General features: G+C 66.6%; 20 protein-coding genes. 8 read left to right on the top strand and 12 right to left on the bottom strand.

Annotated elements, in window-relative coordinates:
• The first annotated feature begins 1 nt into the window (after position 1).
• The 5 genes from JAB6_RS06060 to JAB6_RS06040 all read left to right on the top strand — a co-directional run bounded on the left by JAB6_RS06060 (position 2) and on the right by JAB6_RS06040 (position 6,156).
• Complete coding sequence (locus JAB6_RS06060) at positions 2–1,075, top strand: glycosyltransferase family 4 protein (protein WP_070301956.1); 1,074 nt, start codon at positions 2–4, stop codon at positions 1,073–1,075.
• Positions 1,065–2,639, top strand: coding sequence for an MBOAT family protein (locus tag JAB6_RS06055; protein WP_070301762.1), 1,575 nt, complete (start codon positions 1,065–1,067; stop codon positions 2,637–2,639). Before JAB6_RS06060 ends, JAB6_RS06055 begins: the two co-directional genes overlap by 11 nt.
• A gap of 2 nt (positions 2,640–2,641) precedes the next feature.
• Positions 2,642–3,832 carry a hypothetical protein gene (locus JAB6_RS06050; RefSeq protein ID WP_070301761.1) on the top strand — a complete coding sequence of 397 codons (1,191 nt, stop codon included), beginning with the start codon at positions 2,642–2,644 and terminating at the stop codon, positions 3,830–3,832.
• 38 nt (positions 3,833–3,870) lie between these two features.
• Entirely contained in the window at positions 3,871–5,064 is a 1,194-nt protein-coding gene (locus JAB6_RS06045; protein ID WP_070301955.1) for a hypothetical protein, read from the top strand.
• An 87-nt stretch (positions 5,065–5,151) separates the two neighbouring features.
• Positions 5,152–6,156 carry a 2-hydroxyacid dehydrogenase gene (locus tag JAB6_RS06040; protein WP_070301760.1) on the top strand — a complete coding sequence of 335 codons (1,005 nt, stop codon included), beginning with the start codon at positions 5,152–5,154 and terminating at the stop codon, positions 6,154–6,156.
• Here the strand turns inward: JAB6_RS06040 and JAB6_RS06035 are convergent.
• On the bottom strand, positions 6,145–6,507 hold the full coding sequence (locus JAB6_RS06035; protein ID WP_070301759.1) for a TfoX/Sxy family protein: 363 nt from the start codon (positions 6,505–6,507) through the stop codon (positions 6,145–6,147). The two genes, JAB6_RS06040 and JAB6_RS06035, sit on opposite strands and share 12 nt — an antisense overlap.
• Before the next feature lie 96 nt (positions 6,508–6,603).
• Between JAB6_RS06035 and JAB6_RS06030 the strand changes: the two genes are divergently transcribed.
• From JAB6_RS06030 to JAB6_RS06020, 3 genes are all read left to right on the top strand, one after another.
• Complete coding sequence (locus JAB6_RS06030; protein ID WP_070301758.1) at positions 6,604–6,837, top strand: hypothetical protein; 234 nt, start codon at positions 6,604–6,606, stop codon at positions 6,835–6,837.
• Positions 6,834–7,295 carry a MepB family protein gene (locus JAB6_RS06025; protein ID WP_070301757.1) on the top strand — a complete coding sequence of 154 codons (462 nt, stop codon included), beginning with the start codon at positions 6,834–6,836 and terminating at the stop codon, positions 7,293–7,295. Before JAB6_RS06030 ends, JAB6_RS06025 begins: the two co-directional genes overlap by 4 nt.
• A gap of 188 nt (positions 7,296–7,483) precedes the next feature.
• Positions 7,484–7,732 carry a hypothetical protein gene (locus JAB6_RS06020; RefSeq protein ID WP_139143300.1) on the top strand — a complete coding sequence of 83 codons (249 nt, stop codon included), beginning with the start codon at positions 7,484–7,486 and terminating at the stop codon, positions 7,730–7,732.
• Between the two features lie 34 nt (positions 7,733–7,766).
• Here JAB6_RS06020 and JAB6_RS06015 read toward each other — a convergent pair whose 3' ends face one another.
• The 11 genes from JAB6_RS06015 to wecB form a co-directional block, all read right to left on the bottom strand.
• Positions 7,767–8,381, bottom strand: coding sequence for an RES family NAD+ phosphorylase (locus JAB6_RS06015; protein ID WP_175444503.1), 615 nt, complete (start codon positions 8,379–8,381; stop codon positions 7,767–7,769).
• Between the two features lies 1 nt (position 8,382).
• A complete protein-coding gene (locus JAB6_RS06010; RefSeq protein ID WP_070301756.1) occupies positions 8,383–9,093 on the bottom strand; it encodes an HTH domain-containing protein in 711 nt (236 codons plus the stop codon).
• Positions 9,094–9,177: 84 nt separating this feature from the next.
• The gene (locus JAB6_RS28340) at positions 9,178–11,613 is read right to left on the bottom strand and encodes a glycosyltransferase (protein ID WP_083292563.1); all 2,436 of its coding nucleotides are present in this window, start codon (positions 11,611–11,613) and stop codon (positions 9,178–9,180) included.
• A complete protein-coding gene (locus JAB6_RS06000; RefSeq protein ID WP_070301755.1) occupies positions 11,610–12,827 on the bottom strand; it encodes a TIGR04063 family PEP-CTERM/XrtA system glycosyltransferase in 1,218 nt (405 codons plus the stop codon). Before JAB6_RS06000 ends, JAB6_RS28340 begins: the two co-directional genes overlap by 4 nt.
• A gap of 3 nt (positions 12,828–12,830) precedes the next feature.
• Positions 12,831–14,816: an XrtA/PEP-CTERM system amidotransferase gene (locus JAB6_RS05995; RefSeq protein WP_254671490.1), complete on the bottom strand. Its 1,986-nt coding sequence runs from the start codon at positions 14,814–14,816 to the stop codon at positions 12,831–12,833.
• A gap of 10 nt (positions 14,817–14,826) precedes the next feature.
• Positions 14,827–16,029 (bottom strand): TIGR03088 family PEP-CTERM/XrtA system glycosyltransferase, encoded by a 1,203-nt coding sequence (locus tag JAB6_RS05990; RefSeq protein WP_034748408.1) that lies wholly within the window; start codon positions 16,027–16,029, stop codon positions 14,827–14,829.
• Positions 16,019–17,599, bottom strand: coding sequence for an exosortase A (xrtA, locus tag JAB6_RS05985; RefSeq protein WP_083292562.1), 1,581 nt, complete (start codon positions 17,597–17,599; stop codon positions 16,019–16,021). Before xrtA ends, JAB6_RS05990 begins: the two co-directional genes overlap by 11 nt.
• Positions 17,596–18,888 (bottom strand): TIGR03087 family PEP-CTERM/XrtA system glycosyltransferase, encoded by a 1,293-nt coding sequence (locus JAB6_RS05980; protein WP_070301754.1) that lies wholly within the window; start codon positions 18,886–18,888, stop codon positions 17,596–17,598. The genes xrtA and JAB6_RS05980 overlap by 4 nt, the downstream gene beginning before the upstream one ends.
• 13 nt (positions 18,889–18,901) lie before the next feature.
• Entirely contained in the window at positions 18,902–19,984 is a 1,083-nt protein-coding gene (locus JAB6_RS05975) for a FemAB family XrtA/PEP-CTERM system-associated protein (RefSeq protein WP_070301951.1), read from the bottom strand.
• Entirely contained in the window at positions 19,984–20,835 is an 852-nt protein-coding gene (locus tag JAB6_RS05970; RefSeq protein ID WP_070301753.1) for an XrtA system polysaccharide deacetylase, read from the bottom strand. Before JAB6_RS05970 ends, JAB6_RS05975 begins: the two co-directional genes overlap by 1 nt.
• Entirely contained in the window at positions 20,832–21,992 is a 1,161-nt protein-coding gene (wecB, locus tag JAB6_RS05965) for a non-hydrolyzing UDP-N-acetylglucosamine 2-epimerase (RefSeq protein WP_070301752.1), read from the bottom strand. Before wecB ends, JAB6_RS05970 begins: the two co-directional genes overlap by 4 nt.

Genomic DNA, 21,992 nt, shown 5'->3' with positions numbered 1-21,992 from the left:
CATGCGTGTCGGTATCTTGTCCTACCCGATGCTGTTCCAGCGCGACGGCGGCTTGCAGATCCAGGTACGCGAAACCATTGCCGCGCTAAACCGGCTGCCCCAGCAGCCGGCGCGGCCTCTGGAAGTGCAACTGGTCGACGCCAATCACCAGCGGCTGGCCGATTTCGACGTGCTGCACGTGTTTTCGGCGAGTAATGGCACCTACCGCATCATGGAAATGGCCAGCGAGCAAGGCGTGCCCGTGGTGCTGTCGCCGCTGCTGGCGCCCAGCTGGAACCGTGCCAGCGCCTGGCGCGCGCGGCTGGCGGACCGGCTGGCGGGCCGGCTGACGGAATGGATGGTGCAAACGAGCTATGCGCAAACGCGGCGCGCCCTGCAACTGGCCGACGTGGTGATCGCCCTGGGCGAGGCCGAGCGTGACGCCATCGTGCAAGGTTTCGGCATGGGAGCCGACACCATCCGCGTCTTGCCCAACGGAATCAACCCGCATTTCTTCACGGCCAATGGCGACCTGTTCCTGCGCGAAACGGGTATCGCCGGGCCGTTCGTGCTGATGGTGGGCAGTATTTCACCGTATAAAAACCAGCTGGGACTGGCCCAGGCGCTGGCGGGCGCCGGCTTGCCGCTGGTGCTGATCGGCGCCGCGCCGCGCGAACAGCAGGCATATCTGCAACTGCTGCTGGACTTGCCGCACGTCAGCTGGCTGGGCGCGCTCGACCATGCCGATCCGCTGCTGGCCAGCGCCTACCACGCGGCAGCCGTGGCGGCCTTGCCCAGCCAGGGCGAGGTGTTTCCCCTGAGCGTGCTCGAAGCGCTGGCGGCCGGCACGCCCGTCGTCATGACGGCGCAAAGCGCGCTGGACTTGCCCGATTCCATCTTTGCGCTGCGCAAGGTGCGCTGGGACGACGGCCCCGCGCAGCGCCAGGCCATCCTCGAACTGCTGGCGCTGCCGCCCGAACGCTCGCGCGTGCAAGCCCTCGTGGAACGCTTTACGTGGGAGCGGGTGGCGGCCCAGATTGCCGATTGTTACTACCAGGCCCAGTCGCTGCCTGCCAGGAGGCAACATGCTGTTTAATTCCTTCGCCTTCCTGTTCGGCTATCTGCCCATCGTGCTGGCCGGCTATTTTCTGCTGGACCGCCTGGCGCCCGCCGCAGGCACATCCGCCAGCTGGCGCCGCCTGGCCCCCGCGACGTGGCTGGCGCTTGCCTCGCTGTTCTTCTATGCCTGGTGGGACGTGCGCTACCTGCCGCTGCTGCTGGCGTCGATCTGCGTCAATTACGGCGCCGGGCGCGTGATCGGGGCGCGCGCGGGAGCGGCCCGCAAGCGGGCGCTGGTCGTGGCGCTGGTGCTGAACCTGGGGCTGCTCGCCTACTACAAATATGCTAATTTCTTCATCGACAGCGTCAATGCCATCGCCGTGACCGCTGGAGCTGGCGCTGGCAGCCTGCCGTGGCACGGCCTCGACATCATCCTGCCGATCGGCATCTCTTTCTTTACCTTCACGCAGATCGCCTTCCTCGTCGATTGCTACCGGGGCGAGGTGCGCGAATACCGTTTCATCCATTACGTGCTGTTCGTCAGCTATTTCCCCCACCTGATCGCCGGCCCCGTGCTGCATCACCGCGACATGATGCCGCAGTTCGCCGACCCCGCCAATGCCCACCCGCGCGCCGCCAATTTCGCCATCGGCCTGTCGATTTTCACGATAGGCCTGGCAAAAAAGGTGCTGATCGCCGACAACCTGTCGCCGCTGGCCATCCCCATCTTTGCGGCAGGCGCCGAGCCGACCCTGATCGAAGCGTGGATCGGCGTGCTGGCCTACACCTTCCAGCTGTATTTCGACTTTTCCGGCTATTCGGACATGGCCATCGGCCTGTCGCGCCTGTTCGGCGTGAAATTGCCGCTGAACTTCAATTCGCCCTACAAGGCGGCCAATATCGCCGACTTCTGGCGCCGCTGGCACATGACCTTGTCGCGTTTCCTGCGCGACTATTTATATATCCCGCTGGGCGGCAGCCGGCGCGGCGAAGCCATGCGCTACCGCAACCTGATGCTGACCATGCTGCTGGGCGGCCTGTGGCATGGGGCCGGCTGGACGTTTGTCATCTGGGGCGGCTTGCACGGCCTGTACCTGGTGCTGCAGCAGGCGTGGCAGCGGGTGTTTGGCGCGGCGCCGGGGTACTGCTGGCTGCGCTGGTGGCCGACCATACTGACCTTTCTTGCCGTCATGCTGGCCTGGGTCTTCTTCCGCGCGCCCGACGTGGCCACGGCCTGGGATATCACGGGCGCGCTGGTTGGGGCGAACGGCGTGAGCCTGCCGCGCGGCCTGGCCAGCCATGCATCGAGCCTGGCGCAGTGGGGCCTGCATCCCGCGTTCGACGGCATCCGCTGGATCGAACTGGCAGGGCCCGGCTTGCCCGTGCTGCTGGCGGCGATGCTGCTGGCCTTCAAGGCGCCCAATACTCAGGAAATATTCTTTCTCTACGAGCCTGCGATTGAAAGAATCTTTCAGCCCGCAGGGCGCTGGTCCTTCAGCTGGCGGCCCACCTCGCGCTGGAGCGTGGGCTTGGCCGCGCTGTTCGTTGCCTGCATCTTCGGCATGAACCGGGTCACCGAATTTCTTTACTTCCAGTTCTGACCATGGACACCGCCGGCCGCCGCTATCTTGTCTGCTTTCTCGCTTGCGTCTTCCTGGTGCTGGGCGGCATCTCGTTGCTGAACTACCAGGTCGACCCCTATTTGCTGCACCAGTGGGACAGTCCCCTGGTGCAGCGCCCGCGCCAGTTGAATGAAAAGCTCGGCGCCTGGGCCAAGACCTATGCCGTGGCGCGCTACCGGCCGGCCATCATCTACATCGGCAATTCGCGCACGGAACTGGGCCTGCCGACGGGCGTGCGCGCCTTGTTCGACGGCAAGAGCATCTTCAACAGCGCCGTGTCCGGCGCCTCGATCGGCGACGCCATCCGCCTGGCCGAGCATGCGGCCAGGGTCAGCCGCGTCGAGACCATGGTGTGGGGCATCGACGCGCCCACGTTTTCCCTGGACATGGGTGCGGCGCGGGTGGAAGACAGCCTGACGGGCGCCCGGCACGGCTTTTTCGCCCAGCGCGCCCTCGTCAACCTGAAGCGCGGCCTGACCCTGGACATGACGGAGGACAGCGTGCGCATCCTCACCGGCAATGCTGGCGATGTCTGCCGCTCCAACCTGGCCCGGTATGGGCAGCGCGACGAGACCTGCACCGTCAAGGGGATACGGCATTGGCTGGGAACCAAGGACGCCATCCCTGTGCGGCTGCAGGAATTTGGCGATGGCCAGGGGCCGACGCCGCCCTCGATACCCGCGTTCGATGCCAGCATAGACAAGCTGTGCAGTAGTGGCGTGCGTCTGCGCATGTACATCAACCCCACGCACGCGCTGACCCTGTACGCGCTGCACTGGCGCGGCAAGTGGGATGCCATGCAGGCCTGGCAGCGCAGCCTGGTGCGGATCACCGAGCGCCACCGCCAGCAGGGCTGCGACGTGCGCCTGGTTGATTTTTCCGGCTTTAACAGCATCACGACGGAAGCGACCCCGCTCGTCAGCGGCAAGCCCGACATGCATTATTACTGGGAAGTGTCGCATTACCGGGACAATGTGGGCCGTTTGATCCTGGCGCGCCTGTTTGGCGGCGACACGCCGCCGCCAGCCGATTTCGGCGTGGAACTGACGCAGGCCAACGTCGACGCCCACCATGCGGCCACGCGCGCGGCGCGCGACCGCTATCGGGTGGAACATGCGCGCGAAGCGGCCTATACGGAGCGGGTGCTGGACGGGCCGCTGATCCGGCGTTGATGCAAAACGCCGCCATTTTTCTACTTCCAATGCCGACCATGGATACCAACGCCCGCCGCTACCTCGCCATCTTCCTTGCCTGCGCGCTGGCCGCGCTGGCCGTCGTTTCCGCCGTCAATTACCACGTCGATCCCTACTTGTTGCACCAGTGGGACAGCCCGCTGCTGCAGCGATTGCGGCCGACGACCGAAAAACTCAGCGTGTGGAGCAAGACATATGCGGTGGCGCGCTACCGGCCCGCCATCGTCTATATCGGCAATTCGCGCACGGAAATGGGCTTGCCTACGAGCAGCATGCGTACCCTGTTCGACGGCAAGAGCGTGTTCAACAGCGCCGTCTCGGGCGCCTCGATCGGCGAGGCCATCCGCCTGGCAGAACACGCGGCCACGGTCAGCCATGTCGACACCATGGTGTGGGGCATCGACGCGCCCTCGTTCTCGCTGGAACTGGGCTCGGCCGGCGTGGAGCCGGGCTTGACGGATCCCGCTCCCGCGTTTTTCGCGCGGCGCGCCTTGCTCAACATCAAGCGCGGCCTGACTGTCGACATGACACAGGACAGCTGGCGCATCCTCAGCGGCACCTATGACGGCGTCTGTCTGTCCAGCCTGGCCCTGTACGGCCAGCGCGACGAATCCTGCCTCACCAGCCGCAACCGCGTCTGGGTCGGCACGGCGCGCGCCTTCAAGCCGCGCCTGCAGGAATTCGGCGACGGCCTGGGCCCGACCGCACCCGCGCTGCAAGCCTTCGATGCCAGCGTCGGCAAGCTGTGCCGTGGCGGCACGCGCTTGCGCCTGTACATCAATCCCACGCACGCGCTCACGCTCGACGCCTTGTACTGGCGCGGCAAGTGGGACGCCATGGAAGCCTGGCAGCGCGATCTGGCGCAGATGGCCGGACGCTACCGGCGCCTGGGTTGCGACGTGCGCCTGGTTGATTTTTCCGGCTTCAACAGCATCACCAGCGAGCCTATCCCGCAGGTGACGGGCGCGCGCGCGATGCGCTATTACTGGGAAGCGTCGCACTACCGCGACAATGTGGGCCGCTTCATCCTGGCGCGCCTGTTCGGCGGCCCCGAGCAGCCGCCGGCGGACTTCGGCGCCGAGCTGACGGAAAGCGGCATCGCGGCCCACCAGGCGGCCATGCGCGCCGCGCGCGAGCGCTACCATGCGCAGCACGCCGAGGAAACGGCGTATTTGCGCCACGTGCTGACCTTGCCGCGTGACCCCCAATAGGCGGCCAAGAGAGCCAGGCGTACACCGTGGGGCAGGGCGCTTGCGCTATGATGGTGTTTTGCCATCCAGCAAGTTCCAGGACGCCCCATGAAAATCGCCTTCTTTGCCAGCCAGCCCTACGACCGCCGTTTCTTTGATGAAGCCTTGCCGTCCCAGCCCGATTCTGCCGGCATCGAACTGGTCTACCACAGCGCCTTGCTGAGCCAGGAAACCGTGGTCCTGGCGCAAGGCGCGGACGCCGTCTGCGTTTTCGTCAACGACGTGCTTGACGCGCCCGTGCTCGAAGCCCTGCACGGCTACGGCGTGCGCGCCATCCTGCTGCGCTGCGCCGGCTACAACAACCTCGACCTCGAAGCGGCCAAGCGCCTGGGCCTGTTCGTCGCCCGCGTGCCTGCCTACTCGCCGGAAGCCGTGGCCGAATACACGCTGGCCCTCGTGCAAACCCTGAACCGCCACACGCACCGCGCCTATGCCCGCGTGCGCGAAGGCAATTTCTCGCTCGACGGCTTGCTGGGCGCCACCTTGTTCGGCAAGACGGTGGGTATCGTCGGCACGGGCAAGATCGGCCTGGCCACGGCGCGCATCTTCAAAGGGTTCGGCTGCACGGTGCTGGGCCACGACCCGTATCCGGCGCCCGCGTTCGCGCAACTGGGTACGATGGTGGAACTGCCACAGCTGCTGGCCGAGTCCGACATTGTCTCGCTGCATTGCCCGTTGATGGACAGCACGCGCCACATGATCAGCGAAGCAACGTTACCGCTGATGAAGAAGGGCGCCATGCTGGTGAACACCTCGCGCGGCGGCCTGATCGACACGGGCGCCGTCATCGAAGCATTGAAATCGCGCCAACTGGGTTCCCTGGCCATCGATGTGTATGAACAGGAAAGCAATCTGTTCTTCCAGGACCGCTCGTCCGATATCATCGACGACGACGTCTTCCAGCGATTGATGACGTTCCCGAACGTGCTGGTGACGGGCCACCAGGGCTTTTTCACCAGCGAAGCGCTGCGCGAAATCGCCGCCATCACGTATCACAACCTGCAATGCTTCCGCCAGGGCAAGCAATGCGAGAACAGCGTACTAGCTGGCTGACGCCTGTTTTTTAGGCTTGGGTGGCGGCTTGGGTTTTGGCAGCGGCAAGGCGTCCGCCGTGCGCCGCGCCAGCTGGCTCAGCCAGTCGCGCTCATCCCACAGCCCGCCATCGATGAGGAAGTACGGCTTGGCTTGCGGATAGGGCGGCGCTTCCTGCAGCGTGCCTTGCGCGCTGATCCAGGCGCGGCCCGCGTCCGTCGGCTTGATGAACAGCTGGTCGTCGGCGACGATGGCGAACATCTTGCCGTCGCAATACAGGCCATACTCGCCAAACATTTTTTTCGCGCTGATGCTGCCCGCGCCCGCCATCTGGTCGAGCAAAAAATCCACCGTACCTTGCTGTGATGCCATGTCGTCCTCCGTGTGAAGGAACAGTGTAGCGCACTGGCCAGGATGGGCCGGTGCGGCTACACTACGGGCATTGATTTTTTTGCACGGCTTCACCCCATGACACCCCAGCATATCATTCACCGCGGCATCACCATCACCACCCTGACGGCCGGCCAGTCCGTCGACACCCATTGCGCACCGGGCCACACGGCCATCCGCGAGCAGGCCGACGGCTGGTGGCTGTATTTTGTCGACGAGGATGGCACAGTCGACGGCTACGACAGCCCGTTCGCCAGCCACGCCGAAGCGCTGTGGGCGGCCAAAGCCGCAGCCGAATTCAGCGCGCAATGAAGGCCAGTCCCTGGGCCTTCCTGGGCTTGCCGCAAGCGCCCGTGCCGGAAGCGGAAAGCGCGGACTACGGCGCCTGCCGCGCCGAACTGGACGGCAAGCGACTGGTCCTGCGCGTGGCCAAAACCACCCCGACGAAAACCGGCCAGTTCGTCACCGTCTGGAAGCGCCCCCATCCCGACGCCGAGATCGCCCCGCTCGACGACGCGGACCCCGTCGACATCGTCATCATCGCCGTCAGCGATGGCGCGCGGCACGGTTTCTTCATTTTTCCGCGCAAGGTACTGCTGGAACGGGGCGTGATGTCGCGCGCCGGAGCCGGAGGCAAGCGCGCGCTGCGCGTGTATCCACCGTGGTGTGCGCCCGAGTCCGCCCAGGCGCTGCGCACGCAGCGCTGGCAGGGGGCGTGGTTTGTGGCGGCGGGGGAGCAGCACAGGCTGGGACAGTTGTTCGAAGAGTGATTATTCTCTTTTTCCTTGAATTTATCTGTGCCTTTAGTACTGAGTTAGAACGGATTATAAAATCTATTTATTTCCATAATGGCAACTGCCACTTATACTGCGACGTTCCGACCATCGGCTATAAGCTGGCTTTGTCAGTGACAAGATAAGGTATTATCATATTTGTAAATTTAAATAGGATTTAACCCATGGAAAATAGCGGCCCCAATATTCTTGTTTCATTTCTCCCATTGATATTGATGTCACTACTGATGGCAATAGCGGCACATCTTCTGGCGAAGGAAAAGGGGCGCAATGTAACAAAATGGACGATTCTTGCGTTGATTCCTATTGTAAACTTCGCATGTATCTGGTTCTTCATCGGTGCTTCAAATTTAAAGCTCGAGCGAAAAATTGACGATTTGGCTCTGCGCGTGCAAGCTCTGAGCGATAAGTAGGCCGGTTTTTCATTTTTCCTGACGGTTGGCGATATCAAGCAGGAACGATATTAAACCACCGCATGGCATCCGGCATTTCCGTTGCCATGATAAGTTGGACAGGTTTGCCCATTGCTGTGAGATTGGCTTTGGCGCGGTCATATACCACGGTGGCTTTTTCGTTGGTGAAATGACGAGACATATACAGGAAGCCATCGACCCGGAGCGGATTGCGATACACGGCCAGCGCCCATTGTTGAGGCAAGGTGTAACTTGATGTACCTGCCAATCCCGCATGACCGCCCATCTGCTTGAGCAAATGGCCGGTCAGGTCAAATAATCTCAAATTGCCACTGAATTGATGCACCCATCGGCGATCAATTTCGGACTTGGCGATAGGAAAGGCGCCCTTTACAGGCACTGCATCATGTAAGAGGGACTCGGCAAGCGCGACATCAAAGCTCGGGCCCAGATAGCAGGTACTGTATTCGGGATTGCCCGTCTTGCAACCGGGTGCATCAAAGCGATTCCCGCCGCTGCAGCCGAAATAGGGTTCGCCAGCCGCATGGCCCGAGATGCGGTACAGACCGGGCATTGGCAGCCCGACGACGGGAAGCGTCGCGCTCGTTGCCAGCACTTTTGGAGGCGGCTTCAGCCGGGTCGCTGCCACATCACGTCTCCCTGAACGCTGTCGCTGCGGCAATGACGTCGGCGAATTTTCCTTTCCGTAAGGCATTGATCGGGCTGCTGCCGTTGAGCGACATGCGTGGATGGGTGAAGAACTGCCACTTGCTGGAACCGGCCAAGTGACCCAGTTCCTTGTTCACTTTGCCGAGCTGGCGACGGTTCAGGGTGGGATCGGCGAAGAAGGCAGGGTAAAGTTTCTTGCCGGCTGCGCTGTCCAAGGAAAACATCCGCTGCTCCGTCACCGCCTTGCTGATCGCCTGCCGCGTCACTCCCATTTGCTCGGCCAGCGTCTGTGAGGTGAGCAGTTCGCCTTTCTTTTCAAGGCTCGCGTATTTTTCCAGTTCCTGATGGGCAAACTGATCAAGGAATGCCTGGTTCGCTGGCGGAACCGTGCTTACCGCACCTTGTATTGCTTGTATATGCTGGTATCGCTGGATCAACTCCTGGAGGTCGGCATTGGAAACGACAGGCACTCCCGGCAGCTGTTGCGGTACAAACGCCACTTCCTCCCCGCGCGCATGCTGGGCTGCCCGCTTGGTGCGTCGTATCTTGACCAATACGTAGCCATCGCCAAGGTCGATTCCTCTCGCCCCGATTTTCCGGATCGAATCACCCAAGGCCTTGCTCGGGTCAGGTACCGCCATTCGATGCGTGCTCTTCGCTTTCTCCGGCTTTGAAACTTCCAACTTTGCCATGACACCCTCCAGTTGCGATACCAAATTCTACTCCAGAACCTGATATTGACAACCAAAACAACTTTTTGTCGTAACGTATCGGCGTCAAGCCACCTTGCTCACCACATACCGGTACTTCCCCGACGCCTCCGCCGCGATCTCGTAGACTTCCTCGACGGCGATGTCGACCTGCGTGCCCAGCCTGGCCTGGAAACCGGCCACGATGGTGGCGCGCGTGGTGTCGTCGAGGCGCGGCAGGCAGACCAGCAGCACGCGCGTGCGCAGCAGGCTCTCCTGGATGATTTTAAAACTGCGCACTTGCGGCAGTTCGCGCACGATGTAGACGAGGGCCAGGCCGTGCATGACGGTGCCATCTACCGCCGTGAGGAAATCCGTGCTGCGCCCTTCGATTTTCTGCAGCAGGGGCAGGCCGCGGCCGCAGGTGCACGGCTGCGTGCCCAGCGCGCCCACGTCACCCGTGGCGTAGCGGATGAACGGGTAGTCTTGCGTGGCCAGATGGGTGACGACGATTTCGCCCGTGGCCCCCGGCGGCAACGGCTGGCCCTGGCCATCAACGATTTCCACGATGATGTCTTCGACCGTGATGTGCATGCCACCGTCCGGGCATTCGTGGGCGATGAAGCCCGCGTCGCGTCCGCCGTAGCCGTTGGCCACGGGGCAGGCGAAGGCCGCCGCGATCTGCGCGCGCTGTTCGTCGTACAGGCGTTCGGCCGTGACGAACGCCACTTTCACGCCCAGGCCGTCGAGCGGCACGTCGCGTGCTGCAGCATGGCTGGCGATGCGGCACAGGGCCGACGGGTAGCCGAACAGCATGCGCGGGCGCCAGCGGCGCAATTGCTGCACATAGCCGTCCAGGCGCGCGGGCGACATGGCAAACGCGGGCAGCAGGGTGGTGCGCAGCAGCGCGTCGCGCAGGCGGCGCACGCGGTCTTGCGCGTGCAGCTCGATGGGCGAACCCCACAGCACGGCTTCGCGGTCGCCGATGTCGACGCCCCACCAGCGCGTGGCGCGCCACTTGGCGGCGATGTCGTGGCTGATCCTGCGCCGGCCGAGGAAAAACTGCAGCGGCTCGCCGCTGGAGCCGCCCGTGGCGAACGGGCGCAGGCCCACGGCGCGGGCCGACTTGAAACTGTCGCGCGCGGCGGCGATGTCGCGCTTCCTCAGCAGCGGCAAGCGGGACAAGTCGGCCAGTTGCCTGACTTGCTCGGGATCGAAACCGCTGCGGGCGAACAGGGCGCGGTAGTATGGCACGTGATCGGCCGCATGGCGCAGCAGCGCGCGCAATCGCGCCAGCTGCCACTGTTGCAGTTGCTCGGTGCTCCACCATTGCGAGCGTTCCATCCGGCGCAGCAGGCGCGCGCTGTGGTGGCCCTTGAACCATTCATGCAGGGGAAACAGCCAGCGGGCGACGAGACGCGTGTAGGCGCCGGGGCGCGGCGCGGCGCGGATGCGGCGGTAATGGGCGGCCAGCCTGGGCGCGATGTCGGGCCAGCCGAAGGTGGCGGCGTGCGCCAGGCCAGCCTGCACTTGCTGCCGCGTGCGCGCCGGGTCGCGCAGCAACGCCAGGATGGCGTGCGCCATGGCGCTTGGATCGCCGGGCGGCACGAGGAGCGCCGTCACGCCGTCCTGCAGCAGGGCGGGGATGCCGCCCACGTTGGTGCTGACGACCGGCACGCCGCAGGCCAGTGCTTCGAGCACGGAATTGGGCATGTTGTCGGCCAGGCTGGGATTGAGGACGATGTCGCTGGCCTGGTACAGGACCGGCATGGCGGCGTTGTCGACGGGGCCGGTAAAGCGCACGGCGTCGGTCACGCCAAGGGACCTGGCCAGGCGCGTCAGCGCCGCGCGCTCGGGCCCGCCGCCGGCCAGCACCAGGCGCGCCGCGGGAAACGCCTCGCGCACGATGGCGAAGGCGCGCACGGCGCTGGCGTTGTCGTACAGGCCTTCCAGGTGGCGCGCCACGAGGATGCACGGGGCGTCTGTGGCTGCTGTGCGTGGCGCGGCCGGCCTGAATCGCTGCAAGTCGACCATGTTCGGCACGATGTGGGCCGTATGGCCGTACTGCTCGAAGACGCCGGCCAGATAGGCCGAGGGCACGACGATGGCACTGGCGCGGCGCAGGCTGAACGCCACCAGGCGCGGCGAGCGGGCGAAAAAAACGGCCGCTTCGCCGCCCCGGTAGTTGAGCAGGGCAGGCTTGCCTTTCAGGCTGGCGATCCACAGCGCGGGCGCGGCCTGCAGATGCCAGGACCAGCCGGAATTGGCCATGATGTGGAACAGGTCGACCGTATTGGCCGTGCGCCACAAGCGCCACAGCAGCAGGGGCAGGCGCAGCGCGGCGCGCAGGTAGCGGATGCGCGCCAGCCACGGCGGCAGATGCGGACCGTTGACGGCCAGCAGCTGTACTTGTGCGCCGTCCTCGCGCAGCTTGTGCGCCAGTTGCGCCGTTTGATTCGCCATGCCGCCGGCCGGCGGCGGCAGCGGGCCGACCAGCGCGATGCGCAGGCCCGTGAAGATCATGGCGTCGCTCCCGCCGCTTCCGCCGACACGCGCGCATACACGGGCGCATAGCGGCCCACGCTGGCGCCCCAGCTGCGCTCCGTCTCGACAAACGCGCGCGCCTGGCGCCGCAGCGCCGGCCAGCTGGCGGGTGCCTGCAGCAGGGCCAGTATCGCTTGCGCCAGCGCCCCGGCGTCGCCGGCGCGAAACAGCATGCCCGTCTTGCCATGGTCGACCAGTTCGCGGTGGCCGCCCACGTCGGACGCCACCACGAGACGGCCCTGCGCCATCGCCTCTAACGGTTTCAAGGGCGTCACCAATTCCGTCAGGCGCATCGGCAGGCGCGGATACACGCAGATGTCGACCAGCTGATAATAGGCGGCCACCTGCGCGTGCGGCACTCTGCCCGCGAACACCACGGCGTCGGCTATGCCCAGTTGCGCCGCCAGCGCCCGCAGCTGGGCATCCTGCGGACCGCCGCCGGCCAGCAGCAGCCGCAATGCCGGCTGCGCCGCCAGTAGGCGCGGCATGGCGCGCAGCAGCAGGGCCAGTCCCTCGTAGGCATAGAACGAGCCGATGAAGCCGATAACAGGATGACCATCCAAACCCAGCCTGTGGGCCAGTGCTGGATTATCAGAGACATTGAAATCGCCCGCATCGACGGCGTTCGGAATCACGGTGATTTTATGCGCGGGCACGCCGCGCGCGCACAGCTCGCGCCGCAAGCCGTCACAGATGGTGGTGACGGCGTCGGCGCGGCGCAGCGCGTAGGTTTCCAGCGCGCGCGTGAGCCGGTAGCGCAGGCCGCCGGGCCGGCTGCTGCCATGGTCGGCGGCCGCGTCTTCCCAGAAGGCGCGCACTTCATACACGACGGGGATGCCCAGCGCGCGCCCCGCGTTGAGGGCGGCGATGGCGTTCAGCGCGGGCGAATGGGCGTGCAGGATGTCCGGTTTGAGGCGTTGCGCCAGCCGGCGCAGGCGCATGGCCAGGCCGATGATGACGGCCACTTGCCGCAGCACGGGCAGGCGCGCCCACCAGCGGGCATCGGGCGCCGTGCGGTAGAAATGCCAGCCGTCGACCAGCTGCTGCGCGCCATCGGACGGCCCCTGCTTGGCACTGGTGAGCTGCGTCGTGTGCCAGCCCATTGCGCGCTGCTGCCGCAGGATGGCCAGGGTGCGAAACGTGTAGCCGCTGTGCAGGGGCAGCGAGTGGTCGAGGATGTGCAGGATGCGCATGGCTTAGCCTGGGACGGATGTTGGGGTCAGTCCCTGCGGGAGCGGAATACGGCCCATTGGGCCATATTCCCCCGACGGGTCTGACCCCTTTGCAACCTGGCGCAAAAACGCTTCGAACATCAGCAGCGACCATAAGGGCGCGCTGTAGTCGCGCCGCCCGCTCGCATGCTGATCGAGCAGCAGGCGCACGTAATCCATGTCGAACAGGCCGCACTGCGCCAGGGTGGGACCCAGCAGCCGCTGTTGCAGGCGCTGGCGCAGCGGACCGCGCAGCCAGTCGGCCAGCGGCACGGAAAAGCCCATCTTCTGGCGGTACAGCAGGGTATCGGGCAGCAGCGGGCGCAGGGCTTTTTTCAGCAGGTATTTGCCTTCGCCGCGCCGCAGCTTGAACTGCGGCGGCAAGCCCGACATCCACGCCACCAGTTCATGGTCGAGCAGGGGCGAACGCACTTCCAGCGCATGCGCCATGCTGGCCCGGTCGACTTTCGTGAGGATGTCGCCGGGCAGATAGGTTTTCAGGTCCAGGTATTGCACCTGCGACAGCGGGTCTTGCGCGGGGCTGGCCAGCGCGTGGCGGCGCAGCACCTCGACGGCGCGGTAGCCCTGCAGGCTGCGCCGCAGCTCTGGGCTGAACAGGCGCGCGCGCATGGCGTCACCCAGCAGGCTGACGCCGTGAAAATACGCGTCCGTCGTGTCGCGCGCCAGGCCCTCGAACGTGGTCTTGGCGCGCAGGAAACGGGGCGCCCAGTCGGCCTTCGGGTACAGCCGTCCCAGTGTGCCGAACAGCGACTGGCGCAAGCCGGCCGGCAGCAGCGGGTCCATCGCCTTGCGTACTTTTTCCTCGCGCGTGTGCAGGCGGTAGCGCCGGTAGCCGGCCAGGCTTTCATCGCCGCCGTCGCCCGACAGGGCCACCGTGACGCGCTGGCGCGCCAGCTGGCAGACGCGGTAGGTGGGCATGGCGGAACTGTCGGCGAACGGTTCGTCGTACAGATTGGCCAGCAGGTCGATCAGTTCAAAGTCGTCCTGCTCCACCTGGCGCGCGTGGTGCGCCGTGCCGTAGCGGCGCGCCACCAGGTCCGCGTAGTGCGCCTCGTTGTATGCCGGGTCGCCGAACGAGATGGAACAGGTGTTGACGGGCGTGCTGCTGACGCCGGCCATCAGCGCCACGACGGCGCTCGAATCGACGCCACCGGACAGAAATGCCCCCAGCGGCACTTCGGCCACCATGCGGATGCGCACGGCTTCGCGCAGGCGCGCCAGCAGTTCGTCGGCCGCCTGCGCCTCGCTGGCGGGCGGGTTCGGCGCGAACGGAATATCCCAATAGGATTGCGGCGCGGGCAGCGGCTGGCCCGCGCGGATGGAGAGCGTATGGCCGGGCGGCAGCTTGCGCGCATGCTGGAAGATGCTGCGCGGCTCGGGCACGTAGCCGTAGGCGAAATACTCTTCCACGGCCAGCGGGTCGAGCGCGCGCGGCATGGCCGGATGCGCAAGCAGGGCTTTGAGTTCGGAGCCGAACAGCACGGTGCCGTCCTGCGCCTCGCCGTAGTACAGCGGTTTGACACCGAGGCGGTCGCGCGCGAGGAACAGCAGGTGGCGGCGGCGATCCCACAGGGCGAAGGCGAACATGCCGCGCAGGCGCTGCACGCATTGTTCGCCCCATTGTTCCCAGGCGTGGACGATGACTTCCGTGTCGCTGCTGGTGCGGAACTGGTGGCCGAACTGGCGCAGTTCCGCCATCAGGTTGCGGTAGTTGTAGATTTCGCCGTTGAAGACGATGGCGATGCTGCGGTCGGCGTTGAACAGCGGCTGCTGGCCGCTGGCCAGGTCGATCACCGACAGGCGCCGGTGCGCCAGGCCGAGGCCCGGTTCGCGGTGCAAGCCGCCTTCGTCCGGCCCCCGGTGGCGCAGGCTGTGGTTCATGCGCGCCAGCAGCAGTACGTCGATGTCGCGCTGGCCCTGCAAATCAAAGATGCCGCTGATGCCGCACATGGAAGGCCTTTCAGGGAATGGTGGACAGGGGAGATGGCTGGCGCGCGCCCGTCAGGCGGTCGTACACGGCAAGGTAGGCGCCGGCCATGGCGGGCAGGCTGTGCTCGGCCAGCACCTGGCGCCGGCCGCGCGCGCCGTGGCGCGGACCCAGTTCGGGCATGCTGTAGTAGTCGAGCATGGCGTCGGCCAGCATCTCGGGCGAACCGGGTGGCACCAGGGTGCCGCTCCAGCCCGACTGCACCAGTTCCGCGTTGCCGCCCACCTGCGTGGCGACGATGGGCAGCCCCGTCGCCATCGCTTCGAGGATGGTGTTCGAGCTGCCTTCGGCCAGCGAGGGCAGCACGAACAGGTCCATGGTGCGCAGCAGTTGCGCCACGTCGTCGCGCGCGCCGGGCAGCCAGGCAAGGTGCGCCACGCCGGCCTGCTGCAGCAGCTCCAGGCAAGCCTGGCGGCACGGACCGTCGCCCACGATGATCAGGCGCAGGCGCGCGCGGGCGCCCGGCTGTGCCAGCAACAGCAAAAACGCGCGCACCAGCGAGGCATGGTCCTTGACGGCCGCCATGCGGCCCACGCTGCCGATGACGAAGGCGCCGTTGCACAGGAAGCCGGGCGGCCCCACGGCAGCCGGCGGCCCCAGGCGGGGGTGGAATTGCACGCTGTCGACGCCATTGCCGATGTGCGACACCTGCGCGGGCGCCGCGCCGATGGCGTCCACCAGCCAGTGGCCCAGGTCGGCGCTGACGGCAATGAAGTGCTGCACCAGCGGCAGCATCAATTTGCGCAGCAGCCGGTATTTGCGGCGGGTGCCGTGCAAGTCGCTCATGTCGCGCCCGTGTTCGCCATGCACGCGCAGGCGCACGCCGGCCAGGCAGGCCAGCAGCTGCGCCTCGAGGCAGCCCAGGTTACGCGTGTGCACCACTGCCGGTCGCAGCTGTTTCAGCACGCGGTACAGGTGCAGGTAGTGGCGCCAGTCCTTGCCTTCGCGCTTGTCCAGGCTGATCACATCGACACCGGGCGTGGTCAGGCGCAGGCGAAACGCGGTGGCGTTCTTCATGCAGACGATGGCGTGCCGGTAGCGCTCCGGCGGCAAATGGTTGATCAGGTTGACGAGGCCGTTTTCCAGCCCGCCCACGTCGAGCTGGTGGATCACGTGCACGATCAGGGGGGCGACGCTGGCCGCTTCCGTGCCGCCGGTATCGAAGTCAAGGGCCATGCGGCAGCTCCTGCAAGCGTTGTTCGATGACGGGCAGCGCCGCCTGCAGGAACGCTTGCAGGCGCGCGCGCGGCGGCGGCGCCAGCTCGTCGTAGGCGGCAAAGACGATGATGTCGGCGCCATCCTGGCGCCTGCCCAGCAGCTTGGCTTGCGCCAGCAGCAGTTTCACCAGCACGGGCCTGGCCGTGACGATGCCGCCCTGGCGGTAGACGCGCCACACGAGCAGGCGTTCGCCGCCGTACGCCAGCACGCTTTCGCGCACGGCCAGCTTGCCGCTGGCCAAGTTGACGTGCCGCACGCGCTGTGTCAGCGGCATCCAGCGGGCGCCGTACGGCAAGGCCTGGTGCGTCAGCAGTTCGGCGTCGCGCGCCTGGCGCGCATACCAGTGCAGTTGCAGCCCCACGGGCGTGCCGTCGCCATCGTGGCGCGCATAGGTGGCGGCAAACCGCGCGGGCGTGCCCGCATACGGCGCTTGCCAGTCGGGTACCGCGTCGTGCAGGCGCCGCCAGGCGGGCGGATCGGGCAAGGTCAGCACCATGGCAGGCAGCGTGGCGCCATCATCGCGCTGGCTGGCCAGCGCCAGTGCCGGCCACACGGCCGCCAGCATCAGGCAGGCGACGCCGGCGCGCACGGCGGTGCGCGGGCTGGCCGCGCCGGCGCTCAGGCGCACGGGCTGAGCTGACGGCACGGCCCGTGGCGGCGGCAATTCGCGCCAGCGCGCGGCCAGCCAGAACAGCAGCAGCGCCACCAGGCCGAAGAACAGCCAGCCATAGATCAGGTGGTCGACGCCCACGGCCAGGCGCATGTCGCTCAGGTGGCCCAGCATCACGATCAGGTAGGCGCGCACGCCGTTGGCAAGGATGGGAACCAGCAGGGCGGCGGCCATGACGGCCACGCGACGCCGCGTGCTGTGGCAGCTCACATGGGCGAACAGGGCGCCCAGGGCCAGCGCGGCGATCAGGTAGCGCAAGCCGCTGCACGCTTCCACCACCGACCAGTTGCCGGTAGGCAGAGAAAAATTGCTGCCATCGCGAAACACGGGCACCCCCGACCATTGCAGCGCGGTCACCGTGAAAGCGGCCGTGAAGTCGATCAGGGGCTCGATGAAGACTTCGCCAAACGGTACGGCGAGGAACAGGTAGGCCAGTGGAAAGGCCAGCAGGCGCACGGCCGGCCAGCCGAGGATGGCCAGCACGCAGGCGGGCAGCATGGCCGTGGCCGCATATTGTTCCACCACGGGCACGTTGGCGGCGTCGGCCAGCAGCCATGTCAGGCCCAGCACGCCCAGCAGCAGCAAGCCCTGGCGCGACGGCCGGGGCGCCAGCGCGGCCAGGCGGGCGCGCTGGCGCCAGGCCAGCCAGCAACTGATGGGCACGATCAGAAAACCGTGCGCGAACGTTTGCGAGCGGGCCCACAGTTCCACCATCGACCAGAAAGTGGGGTGGTACAGCAGCACGACGGCGGCCAGCGACAGCAGCAGCGCCGCCAGCGCGGCCTGGCGCCGCGGATGACCGTGCGGCAGGACGGCCGCATCCGGCAAGCGGGCTACCTGGTCGAGCTGCAAGCTCATGTGGACGGCTCCCGCACGGGCTGCAAAGGTGTGGCGGCGCTGGCGGCAGCCTCGGAATTGGCCTCGGCTGGCAGGCCCAGCATGGCGCCCAGGCCGCGCAGATTGCGCTCCCAGTCGTAGTCCTGCAAGACCAGCTGGCGCGCCGCCGCGCCGATGGCCGCGCCGCTCCCTTCGGCCGCGCCACTTTGCGCATTGCGCAGCACGCGCGCCGCATGGTGGATGAATTCGGCGTCATCGCGCGCCAGCAGCAGTTCCAGGCCCGGCTGGGCGGCGATGCCTTCGAGCGCCTGCGGCGTGGCCAGCACGATCTTGCCCATCGCCATCGCTTCGAGCACCTTGTTTTGCACGCCGCGGGCGATGCGCAGGGGCGCCACGGCCAGCGCCGCGCCGGCCAGGTAGGGCCGGATATCGGGCACCTTGCCCGTCACGACCACGCCGGCCACCCGCGCCAGCGCCGTGACGGCGGGCACGGGTGCGCTGCCGACGATATAGAACTGCAGCTGGGGAAACTGGCGCCGCAGGGCGGGCCAGACGTGGCGCACGAACCATTGCACGGCGTCGACGTTCGGCCAGTAATCCATGGCGCCCGTAAACACCAGCGCCTGCACGCCCGCCGGATACACGCCAGGCTGAGCCGGCATGGGCGTGAAATACGCCGTGTCGACACCGTTGTTGAAGTAGCCTGTCTTGCGCCGCGCCATCGGGGCGCACTGGCGGAACAGGGCCGCTTCGGCCGGCGAGACGAAGCTGGCGGCCGTGAATTGCTGGGCGATATGGCGCTCGTACTGCAGCAGCTGCTGCGCTTCGCGCCGGTACAGCTGCGACATGGGCCAGGGCTTGCTGTCGCCGTACTGGCGCCACTTGTCGGAATCGACGTCGACGAAATCGATTACACGGTGCAGGGCCCGGCCGGCGCTGCCGTCGATGTATTGCGCCATGGGCCCGGAAAAGGCCAGCGCGTGGCGCACCTTGCCGCCGGACAGCAAGCCGTCGACCCATTGCAGCAGGCGCGCATCGCGGTAGTACTGCACGCTCATGGCCTGGCGCGACAGCAGCGCCTGCATGGCGCGCCAGCGGGCCGGTCCGCGCCGCAAGTCGATGAAGCGCGTGCTGGCGCACAGGGCGGCCACGGTTTTCGCGTGCTGCCAGTCGTCGTCATCGTCGATGAAGCAGCCCAGGTGCACGCGGAAATGCCGGCTCAGATATTGCAGCATGTGCCACGAGCGTATCTTGTCGCCCTTGTTGGGCGGATACGGCAGGCGGTGGGCGAGGAAGAGCAGTTCGCGCATGGAGGTTCCTTGCTTAGCCCAGTTGCCGCACGATGTGCGGCCCCAGCAGGTTGGCCAGCGGCAGCGGCAGGCGGCGCCAGGCGCGGATGAACAGCGCGTATTTCGGATTCAGGGGATTGACATCCGGCAAGGCCTTGCCGCGCACGAGCTTGTAGGCATACGGCAGCGGCTGCGGCGCAAAGCCCCAGTTCTTCTTGAAGTCGTATGCCCCGGTTCCCAGCTTGCTGCGGCCGAAATCGAACAGGCGGTAGCCGCGCGCGCAGGCGCGGCGCATCGCTTCCCAGTACATGAAATCGTTGGCGCCCGTGCTGCGCGCCAGCACGCTGCCGCCGCCGTAATATGGCAGCACTTCATCGCGGAAATAGAACAGCAGCACGCTCGCTTGCGCCTGCTGGCCGTGGTAGACGGTGAGGATGTCGCAGGCGTCGCCAAACACCGTGCGCAGCAGGGCAAAATGGCGGCGCGCGAAGACGGGCGTGCCCAGCCGGTGCACGCTGGCCGCATAGATCGGGTAGAAACGGCTGATGTCATAGTCGATCGCGCTGTGCAGGCCGGCCGCCATGGCCTTGCGCACGACGGCGCGCTGCTTGCGGGGAATCGCCAGCAGATTCTGTTCCGCGTCGGGAAGCAAGGGACGGCGGAAGGTCGCGTACAGGGGTTTCTGCAGCCAGGAGGCGTCCAAGGTTTCCTCCGGCACTTCGCGCCAGCGGTATTCCAGATGCCCCACGCCGAGGCGCCGGGCCAGTGCCAGCGCGGCGCTGTCGAGTGCCTGGCGCACGGAAGAACTGCCGCTGGCGACGCCGCCATACACGCAAAAGGGCAGCGACACGAGGGCGGAGCCGAACAAACGGCTGCGCAGGTGGGCCAGCGGCAGCACGCCGGCGATGCGCCCATCCTGTTCCGCGTACAGGAAATGGCTGTCGTGTTTGAAACCTTGCTCCATGATGGTTTGCCAGCCGGCCCGGTGAAAGAAGGTCGCTTCCGGGCACGTGTCGACAAAGGCGTCCCAGCGCGCATGCTCGTGCCCCTGCAGGGACCGCACGGCGATGGCGGCGCTCGATGGTGCCGGGTCGGGAGCAAGGCTGGCCTCGTGCATCATGTGCTTTCCAGAAAAATACGGTCCATGCGGTCCCAGGCGAAGTCGCCCGTCAAACGCCCCAGCCGTGCTTCCATGCGCCCCAGGTTCAGGTAGTGGCGAAAACGCGTCCTGGCGCTGAGGCCCGGCGGACGCGGCTGGCCGGGATCGAGTTCCCAGGGATGAAAATAGAATATGCCAGCTTGCCCGTCGCGCGAATTGATGCGTCGCAAAAGCCAGCGCGACAGTGCATACGGCATCAATCTGAAATAGCCGCCGCCGCCGGCCGGCAGGTTGCGCCCGCGCAGGCGCACGGTGCTGACGGGCAGTTCCAGCACGCCGTGCGGACCCCGTGGCCGCCAGGCGAAGCGGGGAGCATCGGGCATGCCGTAATGGTCGTGGCGGATCGGGTAGATGCTGGAACTGTAGCGGTAGCCCGCTTCCTGCAGCACGTCGAAAGCCCACAGATTGGCCGCGCCGATGGAAAAGCTGGGCGCCCGGTAGCCGCGCACGGCCAGTCCCGTCAATTGCTCGAGGATGGTCTTGCTGCGGCGCACGTCGTCGGCGAATTGCGCGGCCGATTGGTCGCTGGCGCGCAGGTGCGCATAGCCGTGGCTGGCCACTTCGTGCCCGGCGTCGGCCACGCGGCGCAGCATGGCCGGATAGCGCTCGGCGATCCAGCCCAGGGTAAAAAAGGTGGCGTGGATGCGCCGGCTGTCGAGCAGCAGCAGGATGCGCTCGATATTCGCCTCGACCCGGCATTCCAGGCGGGGCCAGTCGGCGCGCGCGATGTGCGGCGCGAAGGCGGACACCTGAAAGTAATCTTCCACGTCGATGGTCAGCGCGTTGCGCAAAATCAGCGGCGGCGTCACGGCGTGCCCCGGCGCGCCGCCAGCCAGGGCGCGATGACGGCGGCGATGCGCGTAGCCGCGTGGCCGTCCCACAACGGTGGAATGCGGCCCTGCTTGCCGCCCGTGTCGAGGATGCCCTGCGCCAGCGCCAGGATGGCGGCCGGGTCCGTGCCGGCCAGCGTATTCGTGCCATCGCTCACGGTGACGGGCCGCTCCGTATTGTCGCGCAGGGTCAAGCAGGGCACGCCCAGGGCCGTGCTTTCTTCCTGCACGCCGCCCGAGTCCGTCAGCACCAGGCGCGCGTCCTGCATCAGGCCCAGCATTTCCAAATAGCCCAGCGGCGGCAGGCGGACGATGGCATGGCGCGCCAGCAGCGGCTCCAGGCCCGCCAGGCGCAAGCCGGCCAGGGTGCGCGGGTGGATGGGAAACAGCAGCGGCAGTTGCTGCGACAATTGCCCCAGCGCCCCCAGCAGCGCTTCCAGTTGCGCCGGCGCATCCACGTTCGATGGCCGGTGCAGGGTCAACAGGCCATACGCGGGCGGGCAAGCGTGGCCGTGGGCGCGCAGGGTGGCGGCGGGCGGTACGGCGCGCGGCAGTTGCCGCCGCAGGCTGTCGATCATGACGTTGCCCGTGAAATGGATGCGTTCGGGGGCGATGCCTTCGCGCAGCAGGTTGGCGCGCGCGCCTTCCTCGCTGGTCAGCAGCAGGCTGGATAATTGATCCGTCAGCACGCGGTTGATTTCCTCGGGCATGCGCCGGTCGCCGCTGCGCAAGCCCGCCTCGACATGGATCACGGGCATGTCCCGCTTGGCCGCCACCAGCGCGCAAGCCAAGGTGGAATTGACGTCGCCCACCACCAGCACGCCATCGGGCGCCAGCGGCGGGTGCACATCGAGCACGGCGTCGAAGCGGCGCATGATCTCGGCCGTCTGCTGCGCGTGGTTGCCCGAGCCCACGTCGAGGCAGATGTCGGGCGGGCGCAGGTCCAGGTCCGCAAACAGCTGGCCATTCATGGCCGTGTCGTAATGCTGGCCCGTATGCAGCAAGGTCACGCGCACGGAAGGCGCCTGGCGGGCCAGGGCGGCCAGGATGGGCGCCATCTTCATCAGGTTGGGGCGCGCGGCCACCACGCACAGCAGGTGCGCCGGCGCGGCGGACGCAAGAGAGGGGTCGGACAT

Source organism: Janthinobacterium sp. HH104 (genome assembly GCF_001758715.1).
GTDB lineage: Bacteria > Pseudomonadota > Gammaproteobacteria > Burkholderiales > Burkholderiaceae_D > Janthinobacterium > Janthinobacterium aestuarii.
Note: the sequence above shows the minus strand (reverse complement) of the source record. Positions and strands in the feature narration are given on the sequence as shown.